Here is a 23,652-nt window from a genome sequence, read left to right on the forward strand (position 1 = left end):
GTGTTACCTCCATTTCGCAGCGCAGCTTCATTGAACTGGCTACCACCGGCATCACAACAGCCGATGCGTTTACGCCGCTGCCTGCGAACACGACAAGTGTGCTGGGCACATATTCTTATTTTATCGTAAATACCGGAGCTAACCCTGTGAATACGCAAGTCGAAATAAGCGCGGACGGAACGAATTATTTTGTCGATACAACCGGTGATAATCCGCTTCCCGCAGGCTCGGTGGATGTTATTGTTCCATCGCGGTTCCTCAAGTACACCCGGTTGGCTTATCAATCAGCGACACCAGGCGCAGCGTCTACGATTAATGTCATTTTTGATGCCCAGGGAACGTAAGCTGCTGATCTCTCATAGGATGTAGTGACAAAGAGTGCATGGATACCCATGTACTTCTTTGTTCTGTCCGGCAATACCGGACAACACTCCCGCTTGCATAACCTAAACAGGAGGAAACTGACTTTCCAAGGAGGACCATCCGTGAAAAAACCCACCCTAGGTGTACATCTCATCATCCGCAATGAAGCTGCACTTCTTCCCCAATGCTTGGACAGCCTGGCCGGTGCTGCGGATGAGATTGTGGTTGTAGATACGGGTTCTACCGACAATTCTGCAGCCATCGCTACAAGCTACGGAGCCAAGGTCTATCACATGAACTGGAATTACGATTTCTCCGCAGCGCGCAACACCGGGCTCTCCCATGCTGAAACGGATTGGATCCTGGTCCTGGATGCTGATGAAATATTGAAAACACCGGTCGGGACGATCACCGAAATGCTGCGGAACACGGACGCTATGGCCTTTACCGTAAATATAGAAAATTGGTTAGGGAGCCTGCCCGAGGACCGGTTGACGCATAACGTAATCCGTCTATTCCGCAATGGAGCTGGGTATAGCTTCCAGGGAATCATCCACGAAGGCCTGGACGCCTCCATCATCGGCAAGCATGGTGCTTCTGTCATCCGCAGCAGCGGCATCGAAATCATCCATCTGGGATACTTGCCGGGCCTCATGGCCAAAAAGGATAAAATCAGCCGCAACGAGCACTTGCTGCGCCGGGCACTGGCGAAAGATCCGGGGAATGATTTTTACAGCTATAATCTGGCGGTCACTTGCTGCCAAAATGGACAGCTGGAGGAAGCAGAAGCGCTGCTGATCCGCACAATCAACCGGGCCCCGCTTCAGGCTTCTTACCGCCCGTCCATGATCCGCGATTTAGCCAAAATCCAGCTCTCCCTAAACCACATCAAAGCAGTCAATGCCTTGCTGGCCCGGGAACTGCCGCGTTACAGCGATTACCCCGACCTGCATTTCATCCAGGGGCAATCCTGGGAGAGCCAGGGGCTGACGGAGCGCGCCTTTCAGTCCTATCAGCGGGCAGCAGCAGGTTCGGAGGAACCAGCAGCACCTGTAGAGGCTTCAAGCACTGGTGTAACTTTAGAAGCTGGTGCTGCCGTAAACGCTGGAGCAACCTTAACCGCTGGTGCAGCCTTAAGCGGAAAATATGTTTCGGAGAAAGGCATGAACAGCTTCCGTCCGCTGGCCCGCATGGGAGCGATCTCGCTGCAGCTCGGACACTTCGAGGAAGCAGCCCGGTGGTTTCACCGTGCGCTTCAGCACCACGTGTTGTATGCTCCGGCACTCCAGGGAATCGCATCCGCCTTCCAGCGTCTGGATGTGCCGGATCAGGATATCGCCACTCTGTTAACCCAGCTTGCTGGTACAGGGCAGGCTGCCGGGAGAAGTGCCGTTATTCACGCGCTGGATGCGGTCTGTGCTTATGAGGCTATTGCCGGATTGCCGCAGATTGATTTTCCACTGGAGAAGGAGACACTGCCGGCCAGAGCTTCCGCATGGATCATTACCGGACGTCTGCAGGAAGCCGGAGCGGCTCTGCGGGAGGCTCTTTCTCTGCTCAGAGACACTACGGCTATGGAGGGGGATATGGAAAACCTACACCGTCTGTGGATGATTGCAGCCATTTGCCGTTGGCAGGATAACAGGCCGCAGCCGGAGCCCTTGGAATTCGCGGATGCGCCGGAACCCTTACGGTCAGCGCTGCTGCTTGTCGATGAACAGTTGACACAGCATAATACGGCTCCGGTATTGCCGGGCGATGCCGGTAACCTGTCCCGGGTAATCGCAGAGCTGATCCGGTTGGCAGTAAAGCTGCGCTGCGGCGGGCTGGCTGGCAGGCTGGCCGGTCTTTTTCCGGAACACCGGACGGACTGGGCAGAAGCCTTATATGAATCGGGACAGTTGGAAGAAGCGGGTGAACTTTTGATTACCCTGGCTGGGGATCAGCAGGCACGGGGGAAGGTACCCTTTTATCTGGCGGAGATGCTGTTTGATAAAGGCCACTATGGAGAAGCTGCTGACTGGTTCCAGCATATGCTTGCCGGTACGCCAGGGCATGAGCCCTCCCGCATCGGGCTGTCGCTAAGCTATCTTCACCTTGCCAGGCAGGAGCTCGAAGAGGCTGCGGACAGCTTCCCTGAAATCTATGCACACGGCCCTCTGCAGGAGGACATGAAGGCGACCGAACAGGCTATTGCCGTACTTAACCGGACCGCCTGGCATACACAGTGGAACTCTCACCGATACTTCAGAAAGGAGCCACACCATGAAGCCGCGAACCCGGATTTCCCTCTGCATGATTGTTAAAAATGAGGCCGACAATCTGCCGCAATGCCTAAAAAGTGTACGCGGGGTAGCTGACGAAATCGTAGTGGTCGACACGGGTTCAACAGACTCCTCAGTGCAGATTGCCAGCAGCTATGGGGCGAGGATCGTGGACTTCCCCTGGAACGGCGATTTTGCCGCTGCCCGCAACGCTGGTCTGAAGGTGGCACGGGGACAATGGATTCTGGTGCTGGATGCGGACGAAGAGCTGGATCAAGGCAGTGCAGGCGAGCTGCTGCTGTGTGCGGAGCATATGGAGTATGAGGCGTTTTTTCTGCGGATTCATAATCACAAAGGAACGTCCCGCTCCTCTGAGACGATTACCGTAAATCCCATATTGCGGATGTTCCGCAACCGCCCGGCATACCGCTTCAGCGGGATTATCCATGAACAAATCGCCTCGGTCATCGTACGGGAATCACCGGCTGCCGCAATGCATCTCAGTACAGTGATAATCCATCATTACGGCTATGCCGACGGCGTTGTGGCTAAAAAAGATAAGATCCGCCGCAATGTCGATCTGCTGAAGGAGCAGCTGAAGCGCAGCCCCGGGGATGCTTTTCACCACTTCAATATGGCTGTGGAATACATGCGGCTCGGTGAATATGATCATGCCCTTGAACATATCCATGTTTCGCTTGATCATGTGGAGCCGGACACCAGCTATGTCCATCTGCTGCATAAGTACGAGATCCGCTGCCGTGCGGTCAATGGGGATGTGCCGGGGGCGCTTGCGGCCTGTGAGCGGGGGATTGCTCTATTCCCCGACTATCCGGACCTTCATCATATAAAAGGCGTCCTGCTGCTGCAGACCGCAGCTTGGATAGAGGCAAAGGAGGCGCTGCGCCAGGCACTGGACATCGGTGTTTCTCCCCCCGGTTACCATACGGAATCCGGCTTCGGGACGTACGCTACGCTGTCTTTGCTGGGGCAGCTGTGCCAGGAAACCGGTGAAGATTATGAAGCGGCTGCCTTCTATACAAAAGCCGCCCGGCTCCATCCGGAGCCATGGCCGCTGATTTCACGGCTGGTGCGGACGCTGAAATGTGCGGGCCGGGAAAGCGAGCTGAACGGCTGGCTGGAGCAGCATGTTTCCCTGGCAGCGGCAGAACCCCGGAAGCTGGCCGTTCTGCTGTTGAATGAAGGCTGCTACGGGGCAGCGGCGGAGCTGCTGGCAAAGAACGGCTTTAACGATGCACTTGAGCCAATGGAGCAGCGCGGGCAAAGTGCATCGGAGATGGACAGCGGCAGTGCGGGGGACAGCGACGGTGTGGCGAAGGGTGAACCGGTGAATGAGAGCGATGCTCCAGCAGCCCAAGGACCTGCTGGTTCTCCAGGAACGGCCACAGAGGATTCCGGTTCCTTCGTAATGGCGCTGCAAAAAACAGCGGCGGCTCCTGCTGCAAGCTTAAGCCGGGAGGATATTGCTGTGCTGCTGGAGCGCTCATGCAGCATTCCCGGGCAGAGTACCGGGCTCATGACTAATCCGGCTTATCAGCACAGCCGGAGCTGGATTCTGCTGGCTGACTCCGTGCTGGCTTCGCTGCCTGCTTCGGCTGCCAGCAGCCCTGCGGCCGGCAAAGTGCGGCAGCTGCTCCCGCTTCCCCGGATGGCAGACTAAAGAGGACCGGTGATCATTGATGTCTATCCCTGATCTATCACTGTGCATGATTGTCAAGAATGAAGCACAGCATCTGGAGCGCTGCCTGTCCTCGGTTGCGGGACTGGTGTCGGAGATCATTATTGCCGACACAGGATCGTCGGACAGCAGTATGGAGATTGCCCGGAGCTTTGGAGCCAGGGTGCTCGAAATTTCCTGGGAGGGGGATTTCGCCCTCGCCCGCAATCTGGCGTTGCAGCAGGCCTCCTGCCCCTGGATTCTGGTTCTTGACGCCGACGAAGCCGTGAGCGGCTGGCGGGCCGGCGTTCTGAACGAATTGCTCGGGGCAGCGCATGTGCACGGTTATTTCCTGCCTTTTATCCACTATGTAGGGGAAGCTGCCAGCGGGGAATATGTGACGGACAACGTCTGCAGGCTGTTCCGTAACGATGAACGCATCAGGTTCCGGGGAACAATTCATGAGGAAGCCGCAAGCAGCATCTGGGCCCTGGCAGGCGGAACAATCGCGTATGCAGCGCTGCCTGTCCACCATTACGGCTACCTGGAGGAGGAGCTGAGGCGCAAAGACAAAACTGCCCGCAACCTAAAATTGATTCATGAAGCTCTGCGGCATGATCCGGCGAGTATCCCCCTGCAGTATGCGCTGGGAACCGAATATTACCAGCTAGGAGAGTATGGAACTGCTGCTGATGTTCTGCTGCCGCTCCTGAAGTCTGCCCCTGCGGGCTCCGGTTATCTTGCCGATATCTTTTTGAAGACGGCCTATGCCCTGCAATCCAGCGGACGCAGAGAAGAAGCTAAGGGGGTATATAAGGAAGGCCTCCGCTTATTCCCTGATTTCACAGATCTGCTGGAAAGCTGCGCCGCTCTGCTGCTGGAAGAAGGGCAACTGCTGGAGCCTTACCATCTGCTGCAAAAAGCGCTGGAGAGCGGAGACACCTCGCAGCACTATCCTTCCTCCTCCGGCAGCGGAACCAGCCGGACCAGCCTGATGATGGGCCAGGTCTGCGAGAGGCTGCTCCGCTATGAGGAGGCGGCAGATTATTGGGAGCAGGCCATAGGCTTTGATCCCTCCTGCGCCGCTGCTTGGGCAGAGCTTGTTCCCCTCTGCCTGCTGGCTGGCGCAGAGAGCCGCCTGATCGCCTTAACCCGGCGGAACCTTCAAGCCCTGCCATCTGACTTGCTGGGCAGATGTGTGCCTGCTGCCTTGAATGCCCATGCCTGGGCATGGCTGCAGGTGTTGTCCGCTGCACCGCAGCTCCCGGCTTCGGTGCAGCCCGTGCTGCGGGTGCTGCCGGAGTTGTCCCGGCAGCACCCGCAGGCTTTGGATGCAGCAGCGGCTCTGCTGGAGCTGCTGCGTGAAGGCCCGGAGCAGCCGTCGATACACGGCTATCTCTGGGCCTGGGCCTGCCGCACCGGCGACGCCGCAGCGGCAGGGCAATGGCTTGCCAGCCTGGCTGCTTCCAGGCCAGGCTTGGCGGCGGTCCGCCACCGGATATGGGGGGAATCCGGTGGTGGACCGACGGCGCAGCCATGCCAACGCCCGGGCGATCCGGCTGCGGTGCCGCCATGCTATGCGGATCATCCGGGTCCGGCTGCGGCGCCGCAATTGGCCTTCCCGGCCCTGTCTTACGCTGCGCAGCTGTTGCTTCAGGCAGGGGCCTGGAGCAGCCTTCTGACACTCTACCGGAACACATGCCCCACTGTGTTCCAGTGGTGCCGCCTGCCTCAGCCGCTGCTGCGCGGACTGATACAGGCACCTGTTCCCTTCAGGGAACAGTGGTGCTCGATCTACAGCAGCTATGCGCAGCAGTCCGGCGGTGCAGCTGGCGGCCCGGCTGAATGGCTGCTCTATGCGGCCATTGCCGCTTCCTGCGGAAGGGTGCCGCAGCTTGCTCCGGCAGCCGAAAATGCGCTGCGCCAATCGAAAAGCGCAGCCGCAGCCGGCGGCCTCAGCTACCATAAGCTGCTGTTGGCGGCAGAGGCTTTTCCGGATTGCGGGCTACAGGGAAGGATTCCTTGGTTGCTGCTGGTAAGAACAGCGCTCCGTGACGGCTTGTAAAATGCGAGAAGTGAGTGAATGAGTGAATGAGAATGCGTATAGTCTATAAAGTGCGTAGAGTGTGAGAAGCGCTAGTGTGCAAAAAGGGCAGGAAATGCGGCAACAGCTTAAGGAGTATAAGCGATTCCCAGTTCAGACACCCTCAGATTGCAGAATGTGCAATAGACACCCATGCTGCTGTGCGACACCTTAGAGGATGCAAATATAACCGTGTAAATGAATTTGTAGGATAGAATGCCAGCAAAACAGCTTAATTAGTGCACCTTTTTCCACTTAATCTGCCAGGTTGCTTGATGCTCAAGCAAATTAGTGATACTTTCTCCACCTAACCAGTTGGAGCATTAGAGCCCAATTGTTTGGTTCGCGCTTCGGGAATAAAATATTATCTCGTCCCCTGCCACAGAAATCCAACCGCTATTCCGGTCTGCCAAGCCCCCGCCGTTCCTGCCATTCCACAAGACGGGGATTCTCATCCAAGATGGAGGCGTATTGTTCCAGGCTGCCCCATTTTCCTTCGGGGTCCAGCTCCATGTAGCGGTCATATTTCTCACGGAGGGCTTCGGGCGGCTGCGCCCAGCCGTAATGCTTCACGCGCAGCTCGGTCAGGAACCCCGGCAGAATGGCGTAGGACAGCGGCAGACGGGGAACATGATGATCCATTTGAGGTGTAAAATAATAAAACTGCGGCAGATAACGGACCAGCGTCCGGGTGTGCTTGGTATGGATGTTCCAGTGTTCGTCTTCCCGGTAATGCGTGGTGCCGCCCCAAAAGTCATACAGCCGGAAGGCCACCCAGTCGTACACATCCTGATCTATCAAGCGGCGCATTTCCCGTTTGGCCTCTTCTTCATAGAATTCGTCGGCATCTACGGACAGCAGCCAGTCCGGGGCCGTCGACACCGCCAGTTCCCACAAGGTCCGCCGCAGCCCCCACTCCCGGTTGAACCGCGACCCTTCCAGCGTCACCAGCTTTGTAACTTTGGCAAAAGATTCACACAGACGCGCCGTGCCATCCGTGCTGGCGTCATCCACGATGACGATATCATCCACAAAACCGCTCAGCTCCTCCAGCACCTGTTCCAAATAGCGTCCGCTTTCATTACGCACCTGCATCATTGCGGTCAGACGGTTCCCGGAGGTTTTGCGCAGCGGTCTCCCTTTGTTCATCATCGGTCCTCCCCCTTTAACCGGCCTACCGCTTCCTCCAGGTCAGCCATCTCTGCGAATAATGTGCGGGCTTCGCCTCCGGCTCCTGCCGCCCGCAGGAAGCTGCGGATCGCCGCATGTCTTCTGCCATGCAGCAGATGCAGCGTCCCTTCAATGACCGGCAGCTGAATCCCGCCGTATACAGGAATTTCCGTCCCGGCCAGCAGCACTGCGCTTGCGGGAGGCGTCGCGCTGATGGGCAGCACTGCGCCGTCCGGCAGCGGAATATTTCCCGCCTCGCTACCGCTGGGCCCGGATTCACGCAGGAGCTGCAGCGCTTTGTCCCACTGAAAGGAGGTGATGTAATTCTGCAGCAGCAGGGGCTGCGCTTCGGGACAGGACAAGTCCTCCAGAATCCGGACAGCCTCAGCGATGTCCTCATTCACACGGTAAATTTCTGCCTGAAGCAGTTCGAATTGACCGTTGTCCAGCCACTGCCGCATCCGCACGGCTGTCTTTCTCTCTTCCTCGGTAAACGCTGTGATCTCGTACTGGGCGACAGCAAGCTCCAGATTCCCCTTCTTGGCTTCAATTGCCGAAAAAAAACGGTAATGGGAGTGCAGGCAATCGGTATAATCATGAAGCAGCATGAGTTCAAAAGATCTTGCCAGATAACGCCCGGCGGCTTCATCCCCCAGCAAATACAAATACGTGGCAGCCAGATAATGCACCGTCGGCTGGGCAGGCAGCTTTCCGCACATGGATACGTAGAAATCCGCTCTCAAGCGGTGCTGTGTGAATAGCCATCCCCCTGCCCCGGGAGAAGCAGGCTGCCACAATTCTGTAAGCGCCCGGGTCCAGATGGCTTCATAGTCAGTCAAAAAAAACAGCCGGTCCCCCCGCCGGATCAGACCGCAGGACAACGGATGATCCCCGCCGAGATAAACCACCTTTGGTCTGTACAGATTCTGCTCCAGATATAACCGTTCCGAAGCTGTACCCACCAGATCTGCCCTGGCGGCGAGCAGGGCGCTGTATTTATCCCACATCGTGTTATCCTCGCCTTCGGGACACGGCTCCAGCAGTGCCACTATATATCCCGGCTTCAGAGCCAGCACATCCTGCAGCCAATAGGGCGAAGAGACAAGTATGGTATACCCCTTGCCATCCAGAGTTTTTAATTCCGCCAGGGACACCGGGCGGACCCCGCTGCCAGCCTGCTGATCGGAGGTCATCCCGCCGGCAAAACAGACCTCTGCCCGTTCCGGCAGAAGATCCAGCAGTCTTTTATAGGGATAATCCTCCCAAGGGACATGGCTGAGAATCAAGTAATTCATAACCGGACCTCCCCGCCAGAACGCCGGGGGAGGATGTTCGCTTCAGGCGGACCGCCTATATATCCAATCGCCAGGGAGGGCTGCGGCTCCAGTTGTAGGCCGTGACCGGATACCTTCTGTCTGGTGATACGGCCCGGGACGATTCCACTCCTGTGGGCAATCCGCTCCAGGGGCAGCTTCAGCGGGAGCAGGGGAGACAACCCCTGATGTGGTGCAGGCTCCTCCATTGCAGAAGCCGCCCGGCTGACCACGAGGTCGGCTGAACCATGCAGGACAGCTTCGGCAATCCGCTTCACATAATGACTGTCGTAATCTGCAGAAGCAGAGAGATATACTACGATCTCGCTGCCATATAAGGCGGCGACATTCTCCAGAGCATGCAGCCAGGAGTCCTCGCCTTGAACTGCAATGACCGCATCCTGCTCCCGTACCGGAAATTCCGGGAGGGCATCCCTGCGGCTGTCCCTGATCCATACCCAGCGGATGTTTCCGTAGCTCTGCTGCCCTTGCAGCCTCTTCTGGGATTCACAGGACTCTTCCGGCGTAAGCATAAGCGGCCTCTCAGAATAGACAACCGCCGTGACAAGCGGAACCGGTGCTGCTGCTGTTTTTTCCAGCGCTATCCCTGGCCTCGGCGGCAGAACTGAAACATCTGAAGGGATCGGAAGAATCCCTTCCTCCACGTTCACAGCACTGTGGTCCAGACCCCATTTGGCCAGATACGCTTGAACTCCATCCTGCATAGCGTCATGTTCAGCTTTTGCATGGGCTTCCGGAAGCGGCTGCAGGGAGTGAACGTACATAGCATCGCTCAGCACCAGACGGGCACCCCGCTGACGGGCCCGCAGGCACCAGTCGGCCACCATCAGCTGCCGCTTGACAAGCGTGGAATCGAACCCGCCGATACGCTGCAGCAGTTCCCGCGTGAAGACCAGACAGGAGCCGCACAGTACGGCGGCCTCATGCCATTCGCCCTGCCGCCGTCCCAGCGAATGGGTGACATAAGCAGACAATTCCTGTTCAGTGCCGAAATGCAGCTGCTCCCTGGCTTCACCCAGTTCAGTTGAAGAGCGGGGAGCAACCGCCTGGACGGAAGGGTCATCGACAAACGGCCACAGCAGATTGCCAACCCAGCCCGGAGTCACCATCACACTGTCCTCAATCAGCGCGACAAAAGAGGTCCCGGCATAAGCCAACGCCTCGTTCACCCCATATTTTCCGGGTTCATAAGGAATAAAGGTTGCCCCGGGAAAAGCCTCCGCCAACGGCTTCAGCGGAAAATCCGTATCCATGGCAACCCCAATCAACGAAATCGAAGCACCGGAGTGCTGCTGCAGAAGGTTCAGACATTCCCCGGCCCACGCGGCATAACGCAGCTCCACCACCACGGTTATGCCATCCTGCACCGGCAGCGGAAGCAATCCTTCCCGCTCCAGGTAGCTGTATCTGCCTGCCAGACGCTCGTTCCTGACAGAATGCTTAGAATCTGACATTAGGGCTCACTCTCCATTAGGTAAAAATAATGCTACCTAAAGTGTATGAGCGGTTTGCCGCAGGTATCCCTGCCCTGTGAGATAATCTCGGCACCACTCTTTATCAGGGGATTTCGAGTCAGGAATGGTTGCAGCAGCGCCCGCTGTTCATATCCAATAAGCGGAACGAACTTGTATAAGCTTTCACTCGCCCCCCGCTTCAGGGGAAGAGCTGCCTGTTTCCTCCTCCGTATGGCCAGTATCCGCTGCACCTGAATCCGGAGAAGGGGTAGCCTCTCCCGGAGAATTGCCAGTTTCGGCGTTGCTGCTGTCAGGCACCGTTGTCCCCGCCTTATTCTCGTCTACGGAAGGTGCAGGAATGGCAATTCCCGGCGCGCTGCTGCCGTTGTCTCCGACAGGCTGGCCCTGGTTATCATAGTAGTACATAGGAACATCACCGACCACCATCAGATAGGAAACGGGAATTTCGGTATCCACTACCTGCGGTTCCATATCGAACGGGATAATGACGGCTACCTCGGTGACAATATGAATGTATACCTCCACCAGAATCATATTAATTCCGGCATCCTTCTGCCGGGTATTCAGCTCCACCTTGACCGCACCCTGTGGTTCAATCTTAATCGGCACATCCGGACCAAAGGAAGCAATCAGCGAACTTCCCAGCGCTTGACCAAGCGGAATACGCTCCGTCTGGTTATGCAGCTCCTGCAGTGTGGACTGGATCACTTCTGCCGCCTGTGACGTAATGCGCATATGCTCCTTATAATTGAGCATGAAGCCCGATATTTTGCCTTCCTTGTCCGTTTTCCAGTCAATCAGCGCTTCAGCGTTCCCTGTATCGGCCACCTGGGTGGTGATCGCCTTGTTGATCGATTCGGTAGCAATCTGCTTGACACGGATTTGTGCCAAATGAAGAATAGGCGGCTTCAAATGCTTCTCCACATAACGAAGGCTCTGCAGCACTGCCAGAACGAGCACCAGGCTGAGAATGAGCCAGAACCTGCCCCGTCTGCGCGGCTTCTGGCTCCGTACTGAAGAACCAGCTCCAGCCTTCTCCCCTTCACCACTGCCCGGCAGGCGCAAAAATCTCCTGCCCTTCGGCTTTCCATACCGTAAGCCCTGACCGGACAAGCGGCTGCCCGCTTTGGAAGGCTTGGCCTTGAACACCGGACTGCGTCCAGCAGGTCCCAGAATTCCTTCCTTGGATGGTTTGGCCCTGAATGCCGGGCTGCGTCCAGCAAGTACAGGGATTCCTTCCTTAGATGGTTTGGCCTTGAATGCCGGGCTGCGTCCTGCTGCTCCCGGAATGCCCCCCCAACCCAGCCTGGGCAGCCGCAGCCGTCCCAGATTGGGGACCTTTGCGCTCCGGCTCCCCCATTTTTTGATTCTGCCCATGCCCTCTGTCCCTCCCGACCTTCACGGAGGTCTAGCCGCCTCCGGTTACTATAGGCTATTCGGGACACGCACAAAATAACCCCCTAAAGTGGGGACCAGACTGCAGCAAAAGCAAAAAGAACGCAACCTCCGGCGAATGGCAGGAGGCAACGTCCTTTTTGTAGATAAGGACACAACATCCGCTATTCCATCCGGCTGCGCTTATCCTCCTGCAGATGTCCCCAGTGGAGACGGATGAAGATTCCGATAAGAATTACAACAAACACTCCGTACCAGAGAAGGAAGCCGTTCCATTCCTCTCTGGAGACAATCAGTGTCGAGCCGATCGTTCCGAACAGCCAGATGTATGAAAGATTGCCAAGAACCGTCCCCCAAATAAATGCCGGGACCTTCATCGGCGAAACCGCCGACATGAAATTGATGATGTTGCTGGGCATGATCGGGACCGTGCGCAGCAGCACCAGTGTCCAGATGCCGTAGCGGTCCAGGTAACGCTGCCATTTGTCATAACGCTTCAGCTTGGAACGCCATTTCCGGTCGAACCAGTCAAAAAGAAAGCGGCGGAACAGAAAATAGCTGAGCATCGCCCCAATATTACAGGCCAGCCAGCTGACAAGCATCCCTCCAATTACATTAAATACAGATACATGCAGAACAATTAATACCGCCAAAGGGAAAAATCCGAACAGACTCTGCAGCACCGTAAGCGGGATGGTGACCAGCAGAATATACGGTCCGCTGAGTCCAAATAACTGCAGCAGCCAGTCGATCCAGGCATTGATGGTCTCTGTCATGGAGCAGCCTCCTTTCTTCTTCCGAAAACCACCGTCAATGCCTATTACATCCTTTTGCACATAAGAAGTGACAGCCCAGGCGAAAAAATTACAAATTCTTTATATTTCCAAGAAAAACACCCCTCACGGGGTGTTTATAGAATAGATCTGCTTATAAGATGTGTGTATGAAAGGAACATGATAATCAGCGTACAGGTTACAGAATTGTAGCCTTATGTTCCTTCATCATAGCACACATTTTCAGCTGCTGCAAAACTCTGCAGCTCACGCAGAGTGATTTTATTTTATTCCGGCGATCCAGGTATTTACTTGATCCTCATGCTCCGAAACCCAGGCCTTCGCTGCATCCTCAGGAGATTTGCCGCCTTGGATTTCGACCATTACCTGTGCCATATCCTCCGGTGTCCACTGGAATTGATCCAGGAAACGGTAGACATCCGGCATATCCTCCTTCAGGCCTTTGCGCACCATGGTGTGAATCTGCTCCGCCCCGCCAAAGATACCCTTGGGGTCTTCCAGGTACTTCAGGTCCATATTGGCAAACATCCAGTGCGGTGTCCACCCGGTAACAACAATCGGCTTATTGTCCGTATAAGCCTTTTGCAGCTCCTGTGCCATTGCCGCTGAAGAGCTTTCCAGCAGTGTGTAATCGCTTAGTCCATAGGCATCGATTGCTTTTTGGCTGGCAGTCATGATGCCGGCACCCGGCTCAATTCCGATAATTTGGTTGTTCAGGGACTTTGCCACACCGGCATTCTTCAGATCCTCAATGGAGCTTACATTCATATAGGCAGGAACGGCAAACCCGGTCTTGGTCCCTTCAAGGTTAGCCCCCAGGTCCTCCATATCCTGTCCGTACTTCTCCAGATAAGAAGCATGTGTGCCCGGCAGCCAGGCGGCTACCATGCCATCAGCACTGCCATCGGCAATCCCGGCCCACATCGGACCGGCATCCACCTGCAGCATTTCTACAGTAGCGCCCAGCTTCGATTCAAGCACCTCTTTGACCACATTAGTGCTGGCAATTTCCGAATCCCAGGCCACATAGGCCAGCTTCACCGTTTGGTTTGCCTTGGACGAGCTGGATGAACATCCGGCGGCGACCGCTGCGAGCAATATCAGCATTAGTATTCCCCATGATTTTTTCTTCATATCTATTACACTCCTATCCTTTTTTTGGTTTCACCAGTTTCTGAGTCAGGCGGTCAAGCAGTATCGCGATAATGACAATTGCGATCCCCGCTTCAAAGCCCGCACCGGTCTTGGCTTGCGACACTGCCCGGTATACATAGGCGCCAACGCCCTGCGCCCCGATCATCGACGAGATGACAACCATGGACAGGGAGAGCATAATCGTCTGGTTAATACCGGCCATGATCGTCGGCAGGGCAATCGGCAGCTGCAGCTTGAACAGCTTCTGGCCCGCAGTGGAGCCGAACGCATCAGCCGCTTCCACCAGCTCCGGGGATACCTGGCGGATACCCAGATTGGTCAGGCGGATGGTAGGTGGAATAGCAAAAATAATTGAAGCAATGACACCCGGAACGACCCCGAGTGAAAAGAAAGACACTGCTGGCAGCAGATAGACAAATGCCGGCATGGTCTGCATAAAGTCCAGAATCGGTGTCACTGTATTCTGGACCCCGGTGCTCTGCGCGCACAGCACGCCAAGCGGAACGCCAATCAGCACAGCCAGCACCGAGGCCGTCAATACAAGCGCCAGTGACTGCATCGATGGACCCCATAATCCCAGGTTGTCAATCAGCAGCAGCCCGGCGAGCGCGAAGAGCGCCATGCGCCACTTGCCGATCCAGTAGGCCAAAGCGGTTATAATCAGAATCAGCACAAGGGCTGGAAGAATAGTGAGCGCCATTTCGATGCCGTTCACCATTCCGCCGATAACCGCATGAATAAAGTCGAATAACGGCCCCAGGTAGGTGGTTAACCAGTTCTCCAGCCATTCGACTGCCTTGCCAAGCGGCAGCTTAGGAATGCTCATCGTATTCCATCTCCTTCCGGAACCGCATTGCCCGCCAGGGCAGACAGAACGGCCCCTTTGATAACAATGCCCTTCAGTTTGTCCGCCTCATCCACAACTGCAACAGGCAGATGTGTCCCGGACATGAGTTCAAAGAGATCATTCAGCAGTGTATCCGGAGATACACGGGGAATCTCTCTGCGCATGACCTCAAGAATCGATTGATTCCCCTTGAGCGCCTGCGCCGCATCCTCCGCCGTAACCACTCCCTGCAGCTTCATTTCTTTATCGGCCACATACAGGCTGGATACGCCGCTGTCCCGCATCAATTGCAGCGCAACGCGCGGCCCGCGTTCCGGCCGGATCATTTCCGGCTGGCGCATCACATGTGCTGCGGTCAGCACCTTGGACAGATCGACATCTTCAACAAAACGCTCCACATATTTGTTGGCAGGCTGGATCAGAATCTCTTCCGGCGTGCCGATCTGCACAATCACGCCATCCTTCATCAAGGCGATCCGGTCACCGATGCGCAGCGCCTCATCCAGATCATGGGTGATGAATACGATCGTCTTTTTCATTTTGGACTGCAGTTCCAGCAGCTCCTGCTGCATATCCTTGCGGATCAGCGGGTCGAGCGCACTGAAAGCCTCATCCATCAGCAGAATATCCGGATTATTGGCAAGCCCGCGTGCCAGGCCCACCCGCTGCTGCATCCCTCCGCTGAGCTGATCAGGACGGTGATGCTCCCAGCCTTTAAGGCCTACGAGCTCCAAAGCCTCCATGGCAAGCCGGGTTCTTTCTTTTTTCTCTACCCCCTGCACCTCAAGACCATACTCAGCATTGGCCAGCACCGTGCGGTGCGGGAACAGCGCAAACTTCTGGAACACCATTCCGATATTTTTGCGGCGGAACTGGCGGAGCTGTTCAGGATTCATTTTGACAACATCCTTGTCTCTAAAAAGCACCTGTCCCCCCGTAGGCTCTATCAAACGGTTCAATAACCGGACCAGAGTGGACTTGCCGCTTCCCGACAACCCCATAATGACAAAGATTTCTCCTTCTTCGATGCGAAAGTCCGCCCTGTTGACTCCAACCGTCAGCTTGGCTTCCCGGGCAATTTTCTCTTTAGACCATCCTTGCGCAAGTAATGGAAGAGCCCGTACCGCATCATGACCAAATACCTTGGTAAGCTGCTTCACCTCAATAATTGCCATGGTGACCTCCTTCTTCCGTATAGCAAATTTTCGTCTTGCTTCACTCGAACTAGTGTAACGGACATGTGAAATGCGACGCAAAGTTCATATACGCTTAAAAATTAGTGTACAGTTTTAACTTTACGTACTTTATGTATAGAATACTCCGTTTAACGGCAAATCCCGTTCCAGATGAATTCTTTACTTATACACAGGGATTTGATTACAATACACAATAGAGGTTTGCAGTCATTAGCCTACACCTCAGGAGGGACCTTTATGAATGATTTAGAAGGGCTTGCGCCCGAACAAGTAGAGAGAATCAGCAAAGCCCGGGAGCGCGTCATCGATTCCATCGGCAAAAATATGGATTTGTACGGAATAACACTGTCCATTGGGCATTTATACGGTTATATGTACTTCAATCAGGGACCTGTAACGCTGGACGAGCTTAGCCGGACTATGGGAATGAGCAAGACTTCCATGAGCACAGGGGTGCGCACCCTGCTGGATCTGAAGATGATTGACAAGGTATGGGGAAAAGGCACCCGGAAGGATTTGTTCGAGGTGGTTCCCGATTGGCATCAGAACTTCAGTGATTACTTCTCTATTAAATGGAGAAAAGCCGTTGAAGGAAATATGGCCGCGCTCAGCAAATCACTGAACGAAATCAAACAAATGAAAATTGAGTATGCGGATGAACCGGGAATGGAGCAGCTGCTCAGTACCGATGAAGTCAAAATTGAGGAAGCGATTAAATACTACCGCTGGCTCCTGAAGCTGATTGAAGCACTGGAAACCGGTAAAATCTTCGAACTGATTCCTAAAGAATCCTAGGGTTACTGCATCAAGGTTTCATATCCCCCGCATAAAAAACAGCCGAGATCCTGGAGTTAGGATTTCGGCTGTTTCTTTGTTGGAGTGCTGCGCTCTTACGGAGCTTCAGTCAGACTTACGTTATCGATGAAAATATGATTACCTGCCTGAATCGCGCTGTTCGTGCCTTCGCTGTTGCCCGCAATCAGACCCAGAAGGAAAACAAGATGTGCTCCCGCATCCGTGCCGCTGTCCATGGTGAAGGTATAGCTGTAAGTCTTCATGCTGCCCGTCAGCTCTACCGCTTTTGCCGGTAAATATTTGGTGTAATCCCCGCCCTTATGCTCCACAGCCACTTCAATCAAACGGTCCACATCGGAGCGGGCTGCAAAAGCCAGCGTATACGTTTTACCCTGTACAAGCTTCAGATTGGCATAATCCACCTGTGCACTGTAGCTGGCGGTTCCCGTACCTGTCAGTGCCACGGCCAGTTCTCCGTCCTGCGCGGCAGCTGAACCGGTCCCGTCAAAGTATTGCGTCCAGCCTGTTAAGCCCTTTGCCGGATCGAAGGTTCCATTATCCAGCTTGCCGCTGGCCGGTTCCCCTGGCGTACCGCCTCCGCCTTCCACCTCCGTCACCCTAATGTCGTCAAAAGAGAGCGTATGCGGCATTCCGTTCGCCGTCTTGTCAGCTCCCATCGCCGCACCGATTAGATAGTTCAGCTTCAGCGGGTTACTGTTATCCACGGTAAACTCAGCACTGTAGGTTGCCCAAGTTGCGGTAACCTCGAACTTCGCCTGCGCTGCTGCGGCCGAGGTGCCGCTGTACTCCACGATAATCTGCCTTGGAACGGTCGATTTGGCTTTGAAGCTCAGCTCATACGTCTTTCCAGCCTCCAGCGGGATGCCCTCCTGGAAAAACTGCGTATGCCAGGCGGCCGTACCGGCAACGTCAATTCTAACCTCCGCCACACCTTCATTCACGTTAAAAGAAGACACACCGCCTTCCCCGGACCACGTGGACCAGCCCGTTGTACCGCTGGCGAACGAACCGTTGACAACCAGATTGTTGTCATTCGCCAGAATGGTCTGGGTTACCGTAGCGCTGACATATCCTTCGGCTTCCACAGTAATCAGGTAGCTGCCTTCAGCAGGGAAAGCGGCTGCTTCTAGCGTGATTTGGCCCGCTTGGACGGTATATTGCCCTTTGGCAAGTGCAGTGCCGTTGACCTTCACGGCTGTGATGCTGCTGCGCCACGCTGCATTCTCGGTGAACGTCAGTTCTATCGGCTGCGATACCCGGTTGTTCGTACTGTCGGCAAGCAGCTCCTGCGGTTTGGCCGGGGCATTCTTGATTTCGAATTTCACATTGTCGATCACAAGCTCATGTGCCTGCGGAATACTCACTCCCTCAACCTTGCCCAGCAGGAACTTCAGCGACAGGGTATCACTTACACCTTGGCGGAATTCGAATCTGTAATGGGTGGTTTCCGGTGTAACCTTAATGATCTGTGCAAAAGAAGGCTGATACGAAGCATTCTCCGCATTGACGCTGATTCTGCGGGCAACACTTGCGCTCGCGTCGAATTCAATAACATAGTCCATGCCGCCGGCAACCTTCAGCCCATTCTGGAACAGCATGACCGAATAGGGCTGATTGCCGGTATTGGCAATATTGAATGTGGCTGCTCCCTCTGTAACCGCAGCGGTGGCCGCGCCGCCCTGCTCTGTCAGCAGCCGCTCCCAGCTATTGAAGCCAAAGCTGAAATCACCGTTCACCAGCGGATAATAGACCAGCGAAGGGTCATAATAGAAGCTGGTGCGCAGCAGCAGGAAGTTATCCAACTGGACAATACCCGCTTCCTTGCCGAGATGGAGCACAAATCGGCCCAGCGTGTCAGTTGCTCCGGGGAGATCGGGGAATACCGCCTCCACCTTCTGTGCTCCTGCCTTCAGGAGGACCGTTTCTGAAGCGTAGACGGTACCGTCCCTGCCCTGCAGCTCGATTACAGCCGTGCGCGGAGAAGGGACGTCAGCGTCAAAGGCAAGCTTGTAATCCTGGCCCTGGACCAGGAAGATACCCTTCTGCAACAGCATCGTATCTGCATTTCCGGTATCTATGCCGCTGATCTGAAGATTTAACTTGCCTGTATCGCCAACGCTTGGGCTGACCTCTGCACCTCCGGTGGCTTCGGCATGCCAGTAGCTGAGCCGGTCCGGCTCACCCAGATCAAAGGTGCCGTTATAGAGATGGTTGCCGCTGCCGAGCGGCGTTTTGGCGCTGTCATGGTCAAACGGAATGCTGTCGATCTCTTCGAGCCGTGCATTGCCGAGCCACACCGGCGAAGCATTCGTGCCGAGGTTGAACTCTACCCGGGCCGCAATGTCCGAGTTCTCCTTCATCTGGAACATCGTTTCGTAATGCTTCAGTGATGAGGTTAAATCCGCCTTGAGCGAAGGGGAATAGGCCTGATACCCGCGGGATTCTCCGCCCGTGAGCCGGACGCTGATATTCCGCGAGATGTCTGTCATTGCATCGAAGCTGAGCTTGTAGAACCTCCCCTTCGCCAGAGATACGATGGCCTGCGGCTGAATGGAGTACGAGTTCCCCCCAGGGCTGCTGATGTTCACCTTAAGGAAATTCTGCCCGCCAATCGGCTCCAGTGATAAAGCCGCATCTGCACCCGCTTCCTTATACAGCACCCAATGTGCAGTATTCGGGATGCCCATTCCGGCATCGCCTTCCTTCTGCTCGGTGAACCCGTTGTTGTGGATCAGGTTGCCGTCCGCAAGCGGCGGCAGTGAGCCTTCAAGGTAAGGCTCCTTCGTAAGTGTTACCGGCACCGGCTGGCGGTAAGGCCGCCCTGTCAGCTCATAGACTCTGACGTAATCGATTTCCATCGATTGCGGGAACACAGTCTCCGCCGTCGGATTGCCGTCAAAATTACCGCCGACTGCCAGATTCATCAGCAGATGGAACTCCTGGTTGAACGGTGCGGGATAAGCGTTATTCGCCGGCTGTCCATTGCTCCGGCTGTACCAGTCATTTTTAGTTGAATACAGTACACCGTCAACATACCAGCGAATTTCTCCAGGCTCCCACTCCAGAGAATAGGTGTGGAACTGTTCAATGGTGGAGTTGCCCGGCAGCACATATTCCTTGCCGGAATATACATTATCCGGCCACTGGGAACCGTAATGGAGCGTACCCGCAACAGTACCCGGACGGCTGCCCCAGCCTTCCATAATGTCAATCTCCCCGGAGGCCGCCCAAGAACCGTAGACATAATCCTCAGGCAGCATCCAGATGGCCGGCCAATAGCCTTTGCCAACAGGCGCTTTGGCCCGGATTTCGAATTTACCGTACTTCTTGCTGAACAAATCCTTGGTTTTGATCCGCGAGGAGGTGTATTCCTTGCCGCCCTGCGCCTCTTTGCGGGCGGTAATGACCAGCTTCCCGTCCGCTTCCTTCACATTCTTCTCCTCATTCGTGTACCATTCCAGCTCATTGTTGCCCCAGCCCGGATTCCCGACGGCCGTGCCATCCCCCAGGTCATACGTCCACTTCGCCGGGTCAATGGTATCGTCATTGAACTCATCGCTCCACACCAGCGTCCAAGGATCAGCCGGAGGCGTTGGCGTTGGCGTTGCCGTGGTGGTCGGCGTCGCCGTGGCTGTCGGCGTTGCCGTGGCTGTCGGCGTTGCCGTGGCCGTTGGCGTTGCCGTGGCTGTCGGCGTTGCCGTGGCCGTTGGCGTTGCCGTGGCTGTCGGCGTTGCCGTCGGGGACGTGCCGGAACCGCCGGCCGGCGCCTGGGTAGCGGCCGGCGGTACGGCAACCGGCCCGCTGCTGCCCGGCTTCAGCGGAGCGCCGCTGACGGTGACGCCTTCGGCGTTGTTCACGACCGCGCCGAAGCTGCCGCTGCCCTGAATGGCCGTGCCTTTGGCAGCCGCGGCAAGCAGCAGCTCTGCGACCTGCGCATGATCGGCAAGCACAACCTGGCTTGGACTGCCCAGGGTAAGCTTGCCGACCTTGCCGGAGAGCGTCAGCTTAACGCTGCCTGTGGCGGATGAAGACGTGGAGACGGCGGTGAAGCTTCCTTTTAACACTGCTGCTTTTACGGCGCTTGAGATTTCCACATCCGTGAAGCCCGCCCCAGTCAGCCCGTTCTCTTCCAGGGTGGCACCGGAATTCAGCAGCACCGTTCCAACCGAGGTAGTGCCGCTGGCATACATACGGAGATTTCCATCCGGCTTGGCCGCCAGGACTCTGCCAATCACACTGTTCTGGAGGCTCACACCTTGCTCTCCGCCGCCGAGAATGAACGTAGTCCCCGTAACTTTTACTCCTTCAAGTATTATTTTGCCTTCACCAATACCCTCCGAGAGATAGAGATTGCCCTCAACCACAGTATCCTTAAGTGTGATATCGGCATGGCTCAGCACCACGTTTCCTTGTACCTTTCCGAGAGTGATCTCCCCTTTCGAACGCACCAGACCCGGCACCAGCCGGTCCACCATCTGGGCGAGCTCTGCGCGGGTAATCCGCCCTTGCGGCTTGAAGGAGCCGTCAGGATAACCTTTTATATACCCTGCACCCGAAAGTGCTGCCGCTGCATCCTTAACCTCATTGTCTGCCCCGGCCAGATCGCTGTAAGCCGCTTGCCCCCCGATATCCAGCCGAAAAATCTTCTGCAGAGCCACAACCGCCTCCGCACGTGTCAACGGAGCAGACGCTTCAATGCGGCCGTCTTTGCCTGCAATTAAATAACCTGCGGCGATGCCCTTGGCAATATCACTGCTGAACCATGCGGCCGCAGACACATCGCCAGGGAGGGTAGCCGCTTCTGCGTTATAATTAAAAATACGATTAATAATCACGGCAAACTCTGCTTTCGACACCGGCGCCCCCGGCCGGAACGTGCCGTCTCCATAGCCTCCGACTATTCCATTTTCAATCCAGCGCTGCACAGGACGGGCTGCCCAGCTATCCGCCGGAACATCAGTAAACGCTTTCAATTCATTGTAAGCGGAAGTCTTCCCCCCTGCTGCCGTTATGCTGCCTGTCTGGACAGCTGAATCCGCAACTTCCACAGGCTGGCCCAAAGCAGCCTCGGCAATATGCCCGCCGCTGCCCAGCGGGGACAGCAATCCTGAGAGCAGAGTCATGGCGGTAAGCAGACCGGATACCTTTTTTTTCATTCTGTTCATTCCTCCTCGAAATCCTACGGTTCTTTTCAGTTCCAAAAACGAAATCGGTTTCGAAAATATTTGCGCCAACGCAACTTAGCCCCCGCTCAACTCAACTCGATTGCCGCAGCTATTCTGCAAAACCGTTTGACTTGCTCCGGCAAGTTGAATAGACTTAAATTCATGAATAGTGCGGTGTGGCAGTCTTTTTGGGCTATGTGCACTGATTAACGGAGGGTGGATTTCCATGCAAATGAATATTAAAAAAATCGCGGAAATGGCGGGAGTCTCCGTCTCCACAGTTTCGAAAATCATGAACAATTACAGCGATGTTTCCGAAAAAACAAAAAAACGGGTCATGGAAATTATCGAACAGACCGGATATTCCCCCTCCAACTCCGCCAAGACACTTGCTACTAAAAAGTCCAACCTGATCGGGGTGATTTTTGCCGGCGAGCTGAATGTAGAGTTTACGCATCCTTTTTTTGTTGAGGTGCTGAATTCCTTCAAGAAGCAGATGGGTGTGCTGGGCTACGACCTGATCTTCTTTTCCAACGAGAAATTCATCAGCAGCGGGGATTATTACTCGCGTTGTCTGCATTTTAACGTCGACGGCTGTGTAATTATCTCCGGGCAAAAAATGGAGCCGGCCATCCGCGACCTCGATATGAGCAGCATTCCCTGCATCGGTGTAGATCTGGAGCTGCGGGGCAAAAAGTCAGGGTATGTGATGTCGGACAATGTTCAGATCGCCTCCAAGGTGGTGGAGCATTTCTACCTGCTGGGCCACAGGGAGCTTGGTTTTATCGGCAGCACAGCCGACTCGGACATTTCCAATCAGCGGGAGGCCGGATTCGTCAAGGCAGTTGAGAGCTTTGGGCTGACACTGAACCGTAACTGGTTCGTACACGGCGATGATTTCTTCGAATCCAGCGGCTATACGGCTATGCGCCGGCTGCTAGAGAGCGGGAGTAGTATGCCAAAAGCGGTCTTCGCCGCCTCAGACCTGCTCGCCCTCGGCGCAATCCGCGCTTTGAAAGAGCAGGGCCTGCGCATCCCGGAGGATGTGGCCATCATCGGCTGTGATGACATCGAAGCCTGCAAATATACCAGCCCCACACTAACCACAATCCGCCAGAACAAAGAGCGCCTCGGCGTCCTCGCGGCACATATGCTCTACGACCTCATTAACAACCAGTCGGACGGCGGCTCTTTTGTCGTCGAACCGGCACTCATCGTCCGCGAATCCTGCGGCAGCAGGTTGAGCGGCTAACCTGGGCGCGGCTTAAGGTAAATTCATATGTGAAAATTTAATCGTGAGATTCAACCCGGCCGCTCCAGCAACCGGAACCTGACGGGCGTTGCAACCGCAGCAGCTAGGATACCAGCTGCTATGAAGCACCTTCAACATGCGCTTCATAGCAGCAGCTCCAGACGCAGCCGGCTAATTGCACTTTGTACAACAGAAACGGGCCAAAATCAGCCGAATTGCGATTCTACTGCACTTTGTGCAATTAAAAAGTGCCCATTGCCCCAAAAAGGGGGAATTCTAGAATTTCTACTGCACAAAGTGCAGTTAAAGCGAATTCTCCCCCATTTTGAGCAATTTTTATTGTACAAAGTGCAATTACACCGGAGCGAGGCGATTAGATAGTTACTTTTAAAGGATAAGTGTACTTCAGGTGCTACTTCAGGTCCTACTTCAGGCGCTTCTTCAATTGCTACTTCAGGTGCTACTTCAATTGCTACTTCAGTTTTCCTACTTCAGGTCCTACTTCAGGTCCTACTTCAGGTCCTACTTCAGGTCTTACTTCAGGTCTTACTTCAGGTCCTACTTCAGGCGCTTCTCAGGTACTCCTGGTGCTCCTGGTGCTCCTGATGCTCCATTAGTTACTTCTTCAGATACTCCTTTAAGTATCCAATCTTACTCTGAGCGTA

General features: G+C 55.3%; 15 protein-coding genes. 6 read left to right on the forward strand and 9 right to left on the reverse strand.

The window, feature by feature from the left end; all coding sequences use genetic code 11:
• The 4 genes from BLQ82_RS16510 to BLQ82_RS16525 form a co-directional block, all read left to right on the forward strand.
• The coding region (locus BLQ82_RS16510) for a DUF6385 domain-containing protein (RefSeq protein WP_244280840.1) at positions 1–344 on the forward strand (344 nt) is incomplete at its 5' end.
• A gap of 141 nt (positions 345–485) precedes the next feature.
• Positions 486–2,669: a glycosyltransferase gene (locus BLQ82_RS16515; RefSeq protein ID WP_062523718.1), complete on the forward strand. Its 2,184-nt coding sequence runs from the start codon at positions 486–488 to the stop codon at positions 2,667–2,669.
• A complete protein-coding gene (locus BLQ82_RS16520; protein ID WP_062523717.1) occupies positions 2,629–4,308 on the forward strand; it encodes a tetratricopeptide repeat-containing glycosyltransferase family 2 protein in 1,680 nt (559 codons plus the stop codon). Before BLQ82_RS16515 ends, BLQ82_RS16520 begins: the two co-directional genes overlap by 41 nt.
• 19 nt (positions 4,309–4,327) lie before the next feature.
• The gene (locus BLQ82_RS16525; RefSeq protein ID WP_074648309.1) at positions 4,328–6,370 is read left to right on the forward strand and encodes a tetratricopeptide repeat-containing glycosyltransferase family 2 protein; all 2,043 of its coding nucleotides are present in this window, start codon (positions 4,328–4,330) and stop codon (positions 6,368–6,370) included.
• 414 nt (positions 6,371–6,784) lie between these two features.
• Here BLQ82_RS16525 and BLQ82_RS16530 read toward each other — a convergent pair whose 3' ends face one another.
• From BLQ82_RS16530 to BLQ82_RS16565, 8 genes are all read right to left on the reverse strand, one after another.
• Positions 6,785–7,540, reverse strand: coding sequence for a glycosyltransferase (locus tag BLQ82_RS16530; RefSeq protein WP_244280842.1), 756 nt, complete (start codon positions 7,538–7,540; stop codon positions 6,785–6,787).
• Positions 7,537–8,853, reverse strand: coding sequence for a hypothetical protein (locus BLQ82_RS16535; protein ID WP_062523715.1), 1,317 nt, complete (start codon positions 8,851–8,853; stop codon positions 7,537–7,539). The genes BLQ82_RS16530 and BLQ82_RS16535 overlap by 4 nt, the downstream gene beginning before the upstream one ends.
• Positions 8,850–10,346, reverse strand: coding sequence for a glycosyltransferase family protein (locus BLQ82_RS16540; protein WP_062523714.1), 1,497 nt, complete (start codon positions 10,344–10,346; stop codon positions 8,850–8,852). Before BLQ82_RS16540 ends, BLQ82_RS16535 begins: the two co-directional genes overlap by 4 nt.
• Positions 10,347–10,529: 183 nt before the next feature.
• Positions 10,530–11,744, reverse strand: a complete 1,215-nt coding sequence (gene yunB / locus BLQ82_RS32675; RefSeq protein ID WP_082722684.1) for a sporulation protein YunB — start codon at positions 11,742–11,744, stop codon at positions 10,530–10,532.
• Positions 11,745–11,926: 182 nt separating this feature from the next.
• Positions 11,927–12,538 carry a TVP38/TMEM64 family protein gene (locus BLQ82_RS16550; protein ID WP_025708469.1) on the reverse strand — a complete coding sequence of 204 codons (612 nt, stop codon included), beginning with the start codon at positions 12,536–12,538 and terminating at the stop codon, positions 11,927–11,929.
• 279 nt (positions 12,539–12,817) lie between these two features.
• Positions 12,818–13,690: a glycine betaine ABC transporter substrate-binding protein gene (locus BLQ82_RS16555; protein ID WP_062523713.1), complete on the reverse strand. Its 873-nt coding sequence runs from the start codon at positions 13,688–13,690 to the stop codon at positions 12,818–12,820.
• Between the two features lie 13 nt (positions 13,691–13,703).
• On the reverse strand, positions 13,704–14,537 hold the full coding sequence (locus BLQ82_RS16560; protein ID WP_062523712.1) for an ABC transporter permease: 834 nt from the start codon (positions 14,535–14,537) through the stop codon (positions 13,704–13,706).
• Complete coding sequence (locus tag BLQ82_RS16565; protein WP_062523711.1) at positions 14,534–15,733, reverse strand: quaternary amine ABC transporter ATP-binding protein; 1,200 nt, start codon at positions 15,731–15,733, stop codon at positions 14,534–14,536. Before BLQ82_RS16565 ends, BLQ82_RS16560 begins: the two co-directional genes overlap by 4 nt.
• Positions 15,734–15,991: 258 nt before the next feature.
• Here BLQ82_RS16565 and BLQ82_RS16570 point away from each other — a divergent pair, with 258 nt between their 5' ends.
• A complete protein-coding gene (locus BLQ82_RS16570) occupies positions 15,992–16,549 on the forward strand; it encodes a GbsR/MarR family transcriptional regulator (RefSeq protein WP_062523710.1) in 558 nt (185 codons plus the stop codon).
• 95 nt (positions 16,550–16,644) lie between these two features.
• On the opposite strand, the gene BLQ82_RS16575 is transcribed toward BLQ82_RS16570, so the two are convergent.
• Positions 16,645–21,726, reverse strand: a complete 5,082-nt coding sequence (locus BLQ82_RS16575; RefSeq protein WP_062523709.1) for a carbohydrate binding domain-containing protein — start codon at positions 21,724–21,726, stop codon at positions 16,645–16,647.
• Positions 21,727–21,967: 241 nt separating this feature from the next.
• Between BLQ82_RS16575 and BLQ82_RS16580 the strand changes: the two genes are divergently transcribed.
• Positions 21,968–22,987 carry a LacI family DNA-binding transcriptional regulator gene (locus BLQ82_RS16580; RefSeq protein ID WP_062523805.1) on the forward strand — a complete coding sequence of 340 codons (1,020 nt, stop codon included), beginning with the start codon at positions 21,968–21,970 and terminating at the stop codon, positions 22,985–22,987.
• The last annotated feature ends 665 nt before the right edge of the window (positions 22,988–23,652 follow it).

It is taken from the genome of Paenibacillus jilunlii, from assembly GCF_900102965.1.
Lineage (GTDB): Bacteria > Bacillota > Bacilli > Paenibacillales > Paenibacillaceae > Paenibacillus_AQ > Paenibacillus_AQ jilunlii.